Source organism: Paraprevotella clara YIT 11840 (assembly GCF_000233955.1).
Classification (GTDB): Bacteria; Bacteroidota; Bacteroidia; order Bacteroidales; family Bacteroidaceae; genus Paraprevotella; species Paraprevotella clara.
In genome coordinates, this window is record NZ_JH376625.1 from 1 (window position 1) to 12,596 (window position 12,596).

10 protein-coding genes and 1 pseudogene are annotated in these 12,596 nt (G+C 45.9%); 9 read left to right on the forward strand and 2 right to left on the reverse strand.

Annotated elements, in window-relative coordinates:
- Window positions 1–260: 260 nt before the first annotated feature.
- A pseudogene (locus tag HMPREF9441_RS18410) lies at window positions 261–389 on the reverse strand (transposase); the annotation flags it as partial.
- Between the two features lie 181 nt (window positions 390–570).
- Between HMPREF9441_RS18410 and HMPREF9441_RS14020 the strand changes: the two are divergent.
- The 9 genes from HMPREF9441_RS14020 (at window position 571) to tpx (ending at window position 10,749) form a co-directional block, all read left to right on the forward strand.
- Complete coding sequence (locus HMPREF9441_RS14020; RefSeq protein ID WP_008622350.1) at window positions 571–4,131, forward strand: hypothetical protein; 3,561 nt, start codon at window positions 571–573, stop codon at window positions 4,129–4,131.
- 148 nt (window positions 4,132–4,279) lie between these two features.
- Window positions 4,280–5,458: a sensor histidine kinase gene (locus tag HMPREF9441_RS14025; protein WP_172634978.1), complete on the forward strand. Its 1,179-nt coding sequence runs from the start codon at window positions 4,280–4,282 to the stop codon at window positions 5,456–5,458.
- Between the two features lie 64 nt (window positions 5,459–5,522).
- Window positions 5,523–6,083, forward strand: a complete 561-nt coding sequence (locus HMPREF9441_RS14030) for a YceD family protein (RefSeq protein WP_008622352.1) — start codon at window positions 5,523–5,525, stop codon at window positions 6,081–6,083.
- Window positions 6,084–6,095: 12 nt separating this feature from the next.
- Complete coding sequence (gene rpmF, locus HMPREF9441_RS18015) at window positions 6,096–6,281, forward strand: 50S ribosomal protein L32 (protein ID WP_008622359.1); 186 nt, start codon at window positions 6,096–6,098, stop codon at window positions 6,279–6,281.
- 73 nt (window positions 6,282–6,354) lie between these two features.
- On the forward strand, window positions 6,355–7,359 hold the full coding sequence (locus HMPREF9441_RS14035) for a beta-ketoacyl-ACP synthase III (protein ID WP_008622360.1): 1,005 nt from the start codon (window positions 6,355–6,357) through the stop codon (window positions 7,357–7,359).
- A 99-nt stretch (window positions 7,360–7,458) separates the two neighbouring features.
- On the forward strand, window positions 7,459–8,343 hold the full coding sequence (gene era, locus HMPREF9441_RS14040) for a GTPase Era (protein ID WP_008622361.1): 885 nt from the start codon (window positions 7,459–7,461) through the stop codon (window positions 8,341–8,343).
- Window positions 8,344–8,376: 33 nt separating this feature from the next.
- Window positions 8,377–9,690: a ribosome biogenesis GTPase Der gene (der, locus tag HMPREF9441_RS14045; RefSeq protein WP_008622362.1), complete on the forward strand. Its 1,314-nt coding sequence runs from the start codon at window positions 8,377–8,379 to the stop codon at window positions 9,688–9,690.
- On the forward strand, window positions 9,690–10,076 hold the full coding sequence (locus HMPREF9441_RS14050) for a nuclear transport factor 2 family protein (RefSeq protein ID WP_008622363.1): 387 nt from the start codon (window positions 9,690–9,692) through the stop codon (window positions 10,074–10,076). Before der ends, HMPREF9441_RS14050 begins: the two co-directional genes overlap by 1 nt.
- A 163-nt stretch (window positions 10,077–10,239) precedes the next feature.
- On the forward strand, window positions 10,240–10,749 hold the full coding sequence (gene tpx, locus HMPREF9441_RS14055; protein ID WP_008622368.1) for a thiol peroxidase: 510 nt from the start codon (window positions 10,240–10,242) through the stop codon (window positions 10,747–10,749).
- 64 nt (window positions 10,750–10,813) lie between these two features.
- On the opposite strand, the gene HMPREF9441_RS14060 is transcribed toward tpx, so the two are convergent.
- The gene (locus HMPREF9441_RS14060; protein WP_244949784.1) at window positions 10,814–12,157 is read right to left on the reverse strand and encodes a VapE domain-containing protein; all 1,344 of its coding nucleotides are present in this window, start codon (window positions 12,155–12,157) and stop codon (window positions 10,814–10,816) included.
- Between the last annotated feature and the right edge of the window lie 439 nt (window positions 12,158–12,596).

Here is a 12,596-nt window from a genome sequence, read left to right on the forward strand (position 1 = left end):
TCAGGTAAGAGAGGATATTCCGGTCAAGACGGGGATATCCTCTTTTTTTGTTTCCTTTTTGCTGTGCCGGTAATCCGTCAAGGTTGTTTGTCCCTTGGTAAGGGAGTGATTAAAAAATGAATTCCTTACAAGCCAGATAGGGGAGTTTTCGTTTGTATGTGTCTGGGGGGCTTGTTGCTTCGTTGCTTCATTAGTGGGATTCTGTTTTTCTCTTCCTTTGTATTTTTCTGGAGCAGCCGTAAACCCATGTGGGCTATTGTTAGCCAATACAAGAAAAACGGTATATCAACCACTCCTCTAAGTTGTGCCCTGAACTGCTTAATTTTCGCATTGAAAGATTCCGGAGCTGCATTTGACGCTCTGTTGATATAGAAGTTCAAGACCTCTTCATTCCTGTCGTATAATTAGAGATTTGTTTTGAATTATATCGAACTCACGTTAAATTAAAAAAATGAAATTCTTCTATTCTTTTTTGATTCTTTTATTATTATTGTTATATTTGCACATTATTCCTCTTTTTAGAGGAATTGAGAGTGAATAATTTTATTAGTTAACCTAATTCTTAAAACAATGAAAAGGATTTTACTAAGTTTAACAGCGGTTTTATTCGCTGTGGTTGGTTGGGCGCAGAGTGAATGGAAAGACATCACGTCCGACTATATCAAGAATGCCGCTATGAGCATTGACAGGGACCAGCAGACAGACTGGACTTTTGTGGGTTGTACCGATAACGGGCCTTCAGAGGGGTATAATGTGTATGGCTTTTATGCCGGTTGGGGAGCTTTGGAAAGTACGGTTGGTAGTGCCAAGCAGGACATAACTCTGCCGGCTGGTAAGTATCGTATGACGGGGTATGCTTTTTTCCGTCAGGGATTAAAGTTCGATGTGGAACCGTCAAAATCTCTTGGCAAAATGATTGCAGGAGAAGAAAGTGCTGTAATTCCTACTTTGGGTAGTGTTTCCGGTTTGGATCCCTATCCCGATAATTTTCCTCAGGCAGCAGATGCGTTCTATAATAAGAATCTTTATCAGAGCACATTGGAGTTTACTCTTTCCGAAGATAAAACTATAACGGTGGGTTTTGAATGTACCTTCGATTTGCAACAGTCGTGGATGTTGATAGGTGAGATGAAACTGTATCGTGAGATGACAATATTAGATGAGTATAAGTTAGTTCGTGAATCTTTGAAAAGTTTGCAAACTGAAGGCTTGAATGCAGGCTTGATGGAAAAGGTGAATGCGACCTTGACTGAAACAGAAAATATGGTGGGTTCTGATGAAGAGTTGAATTCTGCCATATCCATGATGAGAACTACCAAAACCGAAGTGGAGGAAGTGCTGCCTAAGCTCAAGGAAATCGAAGAATATTTGGTTTTCTGCGAAAACGTAATATCTATCTCCACAGAGAAAAGGGCTGGTGTTACAGATGCATTCAAAGAGGCTTTGAAGACTTCCGGTCTGGAGTCTGCTGTTACTCCTGAGGATTTTGCTGGAGTAAAGACAGTTTGCGAAAATGCATACATTGAATATATTTTGAATGCTGTTCCTAATCAAGGCGAATTTTTTGATTACACAATCTTTATTGAGGGTATTGGCAACAGTACGAACGGCTGGGTGAATGAGTTTACCGGTTTTAATAAGAACTATCAGTATAATGGTGCTTCCAATAAAAATAATGAGGCATTAGGCTTGATTAAGCCAGGCTATATTGAAGCATGGAATAATGGTGCGGCATTTACCGGAACATTGATATATACTAAGAATAATTTGCCGACAGGAATCTATAAGCTTTCTGCTTATGCATTCAAGAATGACGGTGCTACTGTGAATTTCACAGCAAACGGTCAAACAGTGGCTTTGCAGGATGCCGGTGGTCTTTATACCAATCCGGTATTGGAAAACATTGAAGTTACTGATGGTTCGTTGACTTTTGGCTTGGAAATGATAGAGAAGGCTGATTGGATTGGAATAACAAATATCAAGTTGTCGTATATCGGCTTGTTGGGTATTGATAAATTGAGGGTTTCTCTTGAAGAGGCACGTACGGCTTTGCAGGCTGCCTTTGATGTCGCAGTGGCTGATAGGAAGATTGGTAAGGCCATGAAAGCAAAAGTAGAAGAGCTTATGGCGACAACCGGAACCGTAGACGATGATGCCATCGCGTTGACTGATGCTTGTAGCAAGGTGATAGCTATGACTAATTCTTTGTCTGAAATCACGGAGGCGTATGCCAAAGTTGGTCAGCAAATCAAAGATGCCATGATGTCTGCTATGTATGCCACTGTGGATAATCCTGAAGACAAAACAAACTACACCGCCGCATATACCAAAGCGAATACCGATTTGGAAGAAGCTGTGACTTTGGAAACCATTCAGGTTATCGGCACAGAATTGGCAGAAGCTACCAAGACTTTCGTGTTGGTGGCTTACCCGGGTAATGGCAAGACTTTCGACTATACTTTCATGATTGAGAATCCTTCGTTTGAAACGGGAGAGTTGTCACCTTGGACCGCTGCCAGCGGTGGGGATACCGGCGTGAAGGAAAATTCAAATGGAACTTATAATATCACCAATGCACATGGTGATTACGTGTTCAATACATGGGGAACAAGTAATATGCATGTACAGCAGACGGTAACCGACCTGCGTGATGGTGTGTATAAACTGACTGCGTTGGTTGCTGCTGATGCAGGTACGACACTAACTTTGACTGCCGGTGTGAAAACGGCCAATGTCGCTGCAATAGACAAGGCTACGGGCGTGGATGTTTCGGTAGACGGTGTGGAAGTCGTTAATGGTGAATTATTAGTCAAGGTAGCTTCCTCAAATTGGTTCAAGGCCGATAACTTCCGTTTGGAATACACAGGCAAGGCTATTCATACAGAAGTTCCGGAAGCTCTCGCTCCGGCTCCGGAAAGTGAGGGCTTGGATGAAATCGGTTATATCGAAATCACAGCTTCCGGACAATATGCAGTGATTAATGCACAGTATGATGATGAGGGATATATAGAAACATTGAATTGTGAAATGCCCTATTTGTTGAACAAAGAGACAAAGGAAAAGATTGAAGTATCAGGTGTTGATTATGGTGAAGGCTATAACACAATCATGCTGATGTTTGCAACTGAAAAGCGGGAACCTATTACAGCTTCTGGAACTTATGAGTTGGTTATTCCGCAAGGTTTGTATAGCTGTCCGGATAATAAAGAGGATTGGGAGGGTTTTGTTCTTTCCGGTCCGCAGAATAAAGAAGTGCGTTACGAATATACAATCGTAGAACATCAGGCAGGTCCTGTCATTGAAGTAATCGGTGTAGAACCGGCTTCCGAGGATGAAGTTGAAACGGTATCTACTTTCACGTTGGCATTCGACCAACCCGTTACGATTAATACGTCAGAAGATGCTCCGGCTGTGTATTTGATGAGTCGGTTGTCCGGACAGATTTCTGCTACTGTTTCGGCCGTAGAAGGTGAAGGGCAGGAAAACCAAATCCTGATTACGCTGGAAAGAGAGGTCGTAGATGCAGGCATGTACACGCTTGTCGTGCCGGAGAAGGTAGTTTTGAATGCTCAGGGAGATTGGAATGTGTCTGTAAACTTGACTTATAGAGTCACGGGTAAAAAGGTTGAGACTACCAACTACCAGCCTACGGGTATTACTCCGGCAGAAGGCGAGGTAACCTCTTTGAAGAGTTTCGTATTGCAATTCCAGAAAGAGACCTTTGCCGTGACCAATGTAGACTCTCAAGAAGAAGCTTACCTTATCAATAAAGATACGCAGGAAAAGGTAAGTGCCACTTTGGATATGGGAGACGAATACAATGAAATCAAGATAGAACTGACAGAAGAAGTTACCGCCAAAGGTTCATATACTTTGGTCGTACCGGCTATGAAGATACAACAGGCTTCGGATAGCTGGGGTAACAATGTCCTCGACAATGCTCCGGAACTGCGATATGACTTTACTGTTGTAGAGGGGCAGAGTATTGATGCGGTCCTTGCCAAAGGACAGAGGGTGGATGTCTATACCGTAAGCGGTCTGCTGGTGAAGAAGGCTGCGGATCGAGAGACTCTCAAAACGTTGAAGAAAGGACTTTATATCATTAACGGAAAAGGTGTCTTAATCAAGTAGCCTCCCCGGTTTGAACATTTTTTGGGATAAACGAGCGGATGTGTCGAGTAGCGGTGCATCCGCTTTTTCGATGATAGAATGGCGTCAATGATGCAATAAAAAAGAGGATTGCCCGTTTTTGGGAAAGGAGTATAAGAAGTTAAATGTTATGCAGTGGTATGACCGGATAAGGCAGGTTAAGTTTTTGTTAGTAGTCATGGCCATCGTGATAGCCGTGGGGTCTCTCATTATATCCAACTATTTAGTACGTGATTTGGCTTTGGGTGAACACCAAAACATGGAAGTATGGGCAGAAGCCATGCGAACGCTGAACAATGCGGATGAAAACACCGATGTCACCTTGGTTTTGAAAGTTTTGAATGGAAATAATACCATTCCGGTCATCGTGCAATATAAATCAGGAGAAATACATAGCTATCGGAATTTGTCATTGAAAGCAAGTAATGCAGCCGACAGTACGAGAGAGGTAAAGCAAATGGCGGAAGACATGCGGCAAGGAGGCCGGGTGATTCGTATTTATCTGAATGAAGGTGCTTCTCAAGGTGCTGATGGTGATTTTATGGAAATCTGTTATGACGATTCCATTATGTTGAAACGGCTGTCTTCCTATCCTTATATACAATTGGGTGTAGTTCTTATTTTTGTCGTAGTGGCTATTTTCGCTTTGTTGAGTTCCAAAAAGGCAGAGCAGAATAAAGTCTGGGTGGGTTTGTCCAAAGAGACAGCCCATCAGTTAGGTACCCCGATTTCTTCGTTGATGGCATGGGTTGAGATTTTAAAAGAGACTTATCCCCATGATGAGCTTATCCCGGAGATGGACAAAGATGTGAAACGATTGGAGATGATAGCCGAACGTTTTTCTAAAATCGGCTCTTTGCCGGAACCCCGTGAGGATTTGTTGGCCACAGTGCTTGAACACGTGATAGATTATATCTCCCGCCGTACATCCAATAAAGTGTCTATCCGTTGCCTGTTGCCGGAATATCCGTTGAAGGCTTATATGTGTGCTCCGCTTTTCGAGTGGGTGATAGAGAATCTTTGTAAGAATGCGATAGATGCGATGGGAGGACAAGGATGTATCACGGTAACAGCTTTTGAAGACGCGGGGAAAGTGGTTGTTGAAGTCACAGATACCGGTAAAGGTATCTCGAAAAATCATTTCCAGACGGTCTTCAGTCCCGGTTTTACAACCAAGAAAAGAGGTTGGGGGCTGGGCTTGTCCTTAGCCAAACGCATAGTGGAAGAATATCACAAAGGACGTATTTTTGTGAAACGTTCGGAAATCGGTGTGGGGACAACCTTTAGGGTGGAGTTGAAAAAGTATTAAAAAGAACGTTTTTTGTGCTTTTTATTGTGCGCCATCGCTTATTTTTTGTAAATTTGCAGCCCAAATGGATGTACTTGACAGTTATAAGATTGATTTGAAGAACATGCGGACTGATGTCGCTGAATATCAGTTTGCATTGGATGATGCATTCTTTGAAGCTGTGGAAGGGACTTTAGTGAAGAGCGGTAAGGCAGACGCAGACCTGAAGATAAGAGAGAGCGGGGGAGCTTATGTTTTTACCTTTCATATTAAAGGAACGGTACATGTGCCGTGCGACCGGTGTCTTGACGATATGGACGTGGAGATAGAGGCGGAACGTATGCTTACCGTAAAGTTAGGGGATGAGTATGCGGACGAAGGGGATATGATGATACTGCCATACGAAGATGCCATATTGAATGTCGCATGGATTATTTACGAATTTATTGTGCTGGAAGTTCCGCTTACACACGTGCATGAACCTGGACATTGCAATGTGGAAATGATGGAGGCATTGGCGGCACATTTGGTGACTTCGTCTGAGAAACCAGATGGTTCCGAGGAAGAGAAGAGCGCGGATGAAGAAAGTGGCAAACCGGTAGATCCGCGTTGGAATAAATTGAAAAAAATATTGGATAATAATTAAATACTTAAGAAAATGGCACATCCTAAAAGAAGACAGTCAAAAACGAGAACCCGTAAGAGAAGAACTCATGATAAGGCCGTAGCGCCTACGTTGGCAGTTTGCCCGAATTGCGGCGCATTCCACATTTATCACACTGTTTGCCCCACTTGTGGCTATTACAGAGGTAAGGTGGCTATCGTGAAAGAAGCTGCTGTTTAATCATTAGTGAGGGAGATATAGCCAGAGAGCACTATTGTTCTCCGGCTACTTTTTTTAGAAAGCAGAATAAAGAATGGAAAAAATAAATGCGGTAATCACCGGTATTGGCGGTTACGTTCCGGAATATGTCTTGAACAACGACGAGTTGTCGCGAATGGTTGATACAAACGATGAGTGGATTATGACTCGTATCGGCGTAAAGGAAAGGCGTATTTTAAATGAAGAAGGTTTGGGTACGAGCTATATGGCCCGTAAGGCAGCGAAACAGTTATTGCAGAAAACGGGAGTAAATCCTGAAGACATTGATTGCGTGATTGTTTCTACTTCTACTCCGGATTATCATTTCCCCTCTGTGGCTTCTATTGTCATTGGCAAGTTGGGGTTGACGAATGCTTTTGCATACGACTTGCAGGCAGCCTGCAGCGGATTCCTTTTCGCTATGGATACGGCTTCCGCTTTGATTGAGAGCGGGCGTTATAAGAAGATTATTGTTATCGGTGCTGACAAAATGTCTTCAATGGTCGATTATACAGACCGTGCGACTTGTCCGATTTTTGGAGATGGAGCCGCTGCCGTATTGGTTGAGCCTACTACGGAAGACTTGGGTTGGAAGGATGCCTATTTGCGTACGGATGGCAAAGGGTTGCCGTTCTTGTGCATGAAAGCGGGCGGTTCCGCTTGCCCTCCTTCGTATTTTACCATAGACCACCGCTTGCATTATCTCCATCAGGAAGGACGTACGGTGTTTAAGTTTGCCGTGACCAATATGAGCGACGCTTCAGCTTTGGTGGCCGAACGTAACGGATTGACCAAGGATAATATCGCTTGGGTCATTCCTCATCAGGCTAATGTACGCATTATCGAGGCAGTAGCACACCGTTTGGAGTTGCCGATGGAAAAAGTGATGCTCAACATCCAACGTTACGGCAATACAAGTGCAGCCACTTTGCCCTTGGCCTTGTGGGACTACGAACAACAGTTGAAGAAGGGAGACAATCTGATTTTTACCGCTTTCGGCGCCGGATTCACATGGGGAGCCGCTTATATGAAATGGGGCTACGACGGAGCAGGTAAGTAAATAAGGGATAAATAGAGAATCCTTCAAAAAGACATCATAAAAAAGAACGCATCCGTTTATAGATGCGTTTTTTTATTCAAAGAAAAAAACAGAGCAATTATGGCACATAAAGCTGGTTTTGTGAATATTGTAGGAAATCCGAATGTCGGAAAGTCCACGCTGATGAATCTCCTGGTCGGGGAACGTATATCCATTGCGACCTTTAAGGCGCAGACCACGCGCCACCGTATCATGGGGATTTTGAATACGGAAGACATGCAGATTTGTTTTTCCGACACCCCCGGGGTCTTGAAGCCTAATTACAAGTTGCAAGAGTCTATGTTGAATTTCTCGGAATCAGCTTTGCAAGACGCCGATGTGCTGTTGTACGTGACGGATATGGTGGAGACACCCGATAAGAATGGCGACTTCTTGGAAAAAGTGTCCAAGATGGATGTTCCCGTGTTGTTGCTTATCAATAAAATCGATGTGAGCAACCAGCAGGAACTGACTTCGAAGGTGGAAGCTTGGCATGCCGTTCTGCCCAAGGCCGAAATCATACCTATTTCAGCTTTGTGCAAGTTCAACATAGATACGGTGTTGAATCGCATTAAAGAACTTTTGCCGGATTCCCCTCCATATTTCGGCAAGGACCAGTGGACCGATAAACCGGCCCGTTTCTTCGTAACTGAAATTATCCGTGAAAAGATTTTATTATATTACGATAAAGAGATTCCGTATTCTGTGGAAGTCGTAGTGGAACAGTTCAAGGAAGAGGCAAAATCCATTCATATCAATGTCGTTATCTATGTGGAGCGCGACTCTCAGAAAGGCATCATCATCGGCCATCGGGGAGTGGCATTAAAGAAAGTTTCCACAGAAGCCCGGAAGTCTTTGGAGAAATTCTTCGGTAAAAGCATTTATCTGGAGACCTTTGTGAAGGTGGATAAGGATTGGAGAAGTTCGGAACGGGCTTTGAAAAGCTTTGGGTATAATTTAGATTAATAATCAGGCTGTGAAGCCGAAATTCGATAATTTATGGGAAATATAGTGGCAATAGTCGGACGCCCGAATGTGGGTAAGTCTACTCTTTTTAATCGTTTGACTCAGACACGTCATGCGATTGTCAGTGATGAAGCCGGGACGACGCGCGACCGCCAGTATGGGAAGTCGGAGTGGACAGGACGTGAGTTCTCCGTGATAGACACCGGCGGTTGGGTGGTAAACTCGGATGATATATTTGAGGAAGAAATCCGCAAGCAAGTGACGTTGGCGACGGAAGAAGCGGATGTCATATTGTTTTTGGTGGATGTCCGGAACGGTTTGACGGATTTGGACGAAGCCGTGGCCAATATCTTGCGGCGTACCAAAAAGCCGGTTATCCTTGTAGCCAACAAGGCCGATACGAATGAATGGATATACAGTGCTGCAGAGTTTTACGCTTTGGGGTTGGGCGACCCTTATTGCATTTCGGCGGCAACCGGAAGCGGTACGGGGGAATTGTTGGACCTGATAGTCTCAAAATTCCCTAAAACTACCGATGACGAAACTGATGAGAATATCCCTCGTTTTGCCGTTGTCGGGCGACCGAATGCAGGCAAGTCCAGCCTAATCAACGCGTTTATCGGAGAAGAACGTAATATCGTGACCGATATCGCCGGAACCACCCGGGATTCCATTTACACCCGTTATACCAAGTTCGGGTTTGATTTCTATTTGGTAGATACGGCCGGTATCCGCCGTAAAAACAAGGTGACGGAAGATTTGGAATATTATTCCGTCATGCGTTCCATCCGGGCCATTGAGAACTCCGATGTCTGCATTCTGATGCTGGATGCGGAGCGTGGCATAGAAGCCCAGGACTTGAACATATTCCAATTGATACAACGGAACAACAAAAGTTTGGTTGTGGTGGTCAATAAATGGGACTTGGTAGAGAACAAGACGACGGTGGTCATGAACGAATATGAATATGCCATCCGCCATCGCATGGCTCCATTCGATGATTTTCCGATTATATTCGCTTCCGCCTTGACGAAACAACGCATTTTTAAGGTGCTTGAGACAGCCAAGGAGGTTTATCAGAACCGGAAGAAACGCGTCGCTACAGCTAAACTGAATGAAGAGATGTTGCCTTTGATTGAGGCCTATCCGCCCCCTTCCATCAAAGGTAAATACATTAAGATTAAGTATTGCATGCAACTGCCGGATACGCAAATTCCCTCTTTTGTGTTCTATGCCAATTTGCCGCAATATGTGAAAGAGCCCTACCGTCGTTTCCTGGAAAACAAGATACGCGAACGTTGGGATTTCAGCGGTACTCCTATTAATATCTTTATACGGCAGAAGTAATGAGGAAAATCATTCCCCTATGGGTGGCCTTTTTAGGACTTTCCCTATGGGTTTCGTGTGGCAAAAGCGATAAAAGCGAGGTAAGCCGGGCAGCCGAGACCTATTATAATTATTTGATAGAGGGTAAGTACGAAGATTACATTCATTCTATTGCCTATAGCGACAGCATGACGGAGTCCTATCGCAGCCAGATGGTTGATCTTGTGGCCCAGTATGCCGCCCGTGAGAAAGAACGTAGGGGAGGGTTGGTTTCCGTCCGGGCATTAGGAGATACGGTATCTGGAGATGTCGCCAGCGTTTTTCTGGAAGTGCTGTTCGGAGACAGCACGCGTGAAGAAATCGCTTTGCCGATGGTCCGATGCGGAGAGGAATGGAAGATGCAGTAATCAGTATGAAATAGTTTCAGTCAGTTAAAGAATCCTGAAAAAGGGATAATTAACTGACTGAAATGTTTTAATGAGAATCTTTTGCGTATATTTGTAGCATAGCCTTGGAGCTATCCGATAAGTGCCTATTGCACGTCGGGATACTAAACAATAAAAGAGAACTATGAAACAGTTTGAAACCGTGACATTTAAAGGAACAGCAGTACATACAAACGGGATGATGCCCCAAAAAGGAGAGATGGCTCCCGACTTTACGGCTGTGGCCGGTGATTTGAGTGATTTGTCTTTGGGCAGTCTTAAAGGCAAGCGTGTGATATTGAATATTTTTCCAAGTCTGGACACTTCCGTATGCGCCACATCGGTGCGCAAGTTCAATGTGAAAGCGGCCCATTTGGAGAATGTGCAGGTATTGGCCGTATCCATGGATTTACCTTTTGCACAAGGACGCTTTTGTACGACTGAAGGCATTGAGAACGTGAAGCCCGTATCTTTGTTCCGCAGCAAGGACTTTGCCGGGAATTACGGGCTGATGATGGTGGACGGCCCCTTGGCCGGATTGACGGCCCGGGCCGTAATCATTGTGGACGAGAACGGAAAGGTGATATATGCCCAGTTGGTTCCGGAAATAACGGAAGAGCCGGATTATGACGCAGCCTTGTCGGCGTTGAAATAAACCGGTTTGCCGGTTCGTAGGAATGGAAATGGAAGATGTCACTTGTGGAGCATCTTCCATTTTTTTATCGTTCCACCACGTGGTATCGGTTGCCGTAATGTGTGTGCACCTTTTGCGCCCCTGCGGCCACGAGGGCCTGGGCCAGTTTTGGCAGCGTCACGCCTGCCATCGCTCCGGGTTCCAACCGCCGCAACCGTGCGAATATCTCGGGCAGAGAGAGCAGGCGTACCTTCTCCCCCGGTTGAGCCGCACGATAGTAGCGGCGCAACACTTCCTCGGCCGGGCAGATACGGTAGAAAGCCGCGTTGTGCAGCCTCAGGGCGTTCTCTTCCCCGTGGCTGAACCAATACCGTTCCCCGTTTTCCAGTTCCGCTTTCAGTTGGGAGTAGATTTGTGCGTGGTCGATACCTGTGCAGTCGATGGGATGCTCCACGAGCACGCAGATGAAGCGGCGGCTTCCCGAAGGGTCGGAAAGCAGTTCGCGCGAGTTGGACGTGCCGATGAAGGAGGCGATGCGCGGCAGGGCTTGGCTGTGCCGCCGGTACGCCTTGCGCAGGTTGAGGGCGGAGAGCTGCATGAGGTTTTTCAGGAGCGGGTGTTTCTTCTCGGGTATGCGGTCGAACTCGTCCAGGTTCAGCAGCCCCATCTCTGTGAGTTGCCTTTCCACCTTGTCGGGACGCGCGAGGTCCACGCTGTCGGTGTAGTAGGCCTGCAACTCTGGTGGAAGCAGGGTGCGGCAGAAGGTGGACTTTCCGAGTCCTTGTTCGTCGCTGACGAGCAAGGGCGCGGTGCTGTGTGCGTGCAGCCTGTCGGATAGTCCGGCCCATTGCGCGGCCAGTCCGAGCATCCACCGGTGGAAGGCCTGTATCCACAAGGGACTGTCCGACACACGGGCAGCCAAGTTGTGCAGTCGGTCGCGCCCGTCCCATGCCGGGAGCCGTTGGAAATACTGCCGGAAGGGATGGTATTCCCTTACGTCTGCGGAGTGCACCATGCGTGCCACGTCCCGGTCCCAGCAGTCGATGCCGTGGCGGTGTGCTTCGAGACAGATGGCATTCAGGTCTCGTTCCGTGGCGGGCCGGAATGTCCCGTTTTCTTTATCTGATTTGCTACGGAATTCCGTGGCTTCTGTGAGCACGTTGAAGCGGAACTCGTATCGTTTGGCGAGGAAACCGCCGAGGGCTGACTCGAGGCCGGCGGCTTTTAGGGATGCTACCTCACGGACAGCGGGTACGGCTTCCGGCAACCGGAGGATAGCCTCCATTGCTTCCGGAAAGTCATTACCCTGCAAGACCGTGGAGTTTTCAGCTTCCGATAAGGTGGCACGACGGGTATCCGCTGTTTTGTCTGTATGTCGTTTTTCATTCCATCGGCAGACGGCGGCATGCGCGATTTTCTTGAAGTCCATAGGCTTTGTTTTTTTCGGTGTTTTCTTATTTGCAAATATACGACATGAAAAAGCCTTTGTCAAGTCCTTCACCATAACCTCGTTGATTACCAGGTGGTTTACATTTGTAAATCGGAATCTGTATGCTGTGTGTCGTTTCCCAGTGAAATTTCGGTGAAGGATGTAAAGTCAGAAAGTTCACCTTAAAACGTTGGTACAGAAGAGGTCTGAAGGAAGCGAACCTTTTCGGGAGAAAAACAGTTTGTAGGAGGAGTGGGAACGGAGAACACCCTCCGGAAAACGTTCACACCTCCTTTTTATCCAGTGTTCAGCCCGGCAAAGTTTTGGAAACTGATGTCGTCATGTATATAAACCGTTTTCAGTAGATTGAAAAATCGTTTGCAGCAGAATGGAAGATCATTTGGCATATATTGTATGGAAGTTTCTACATGGTATAGGG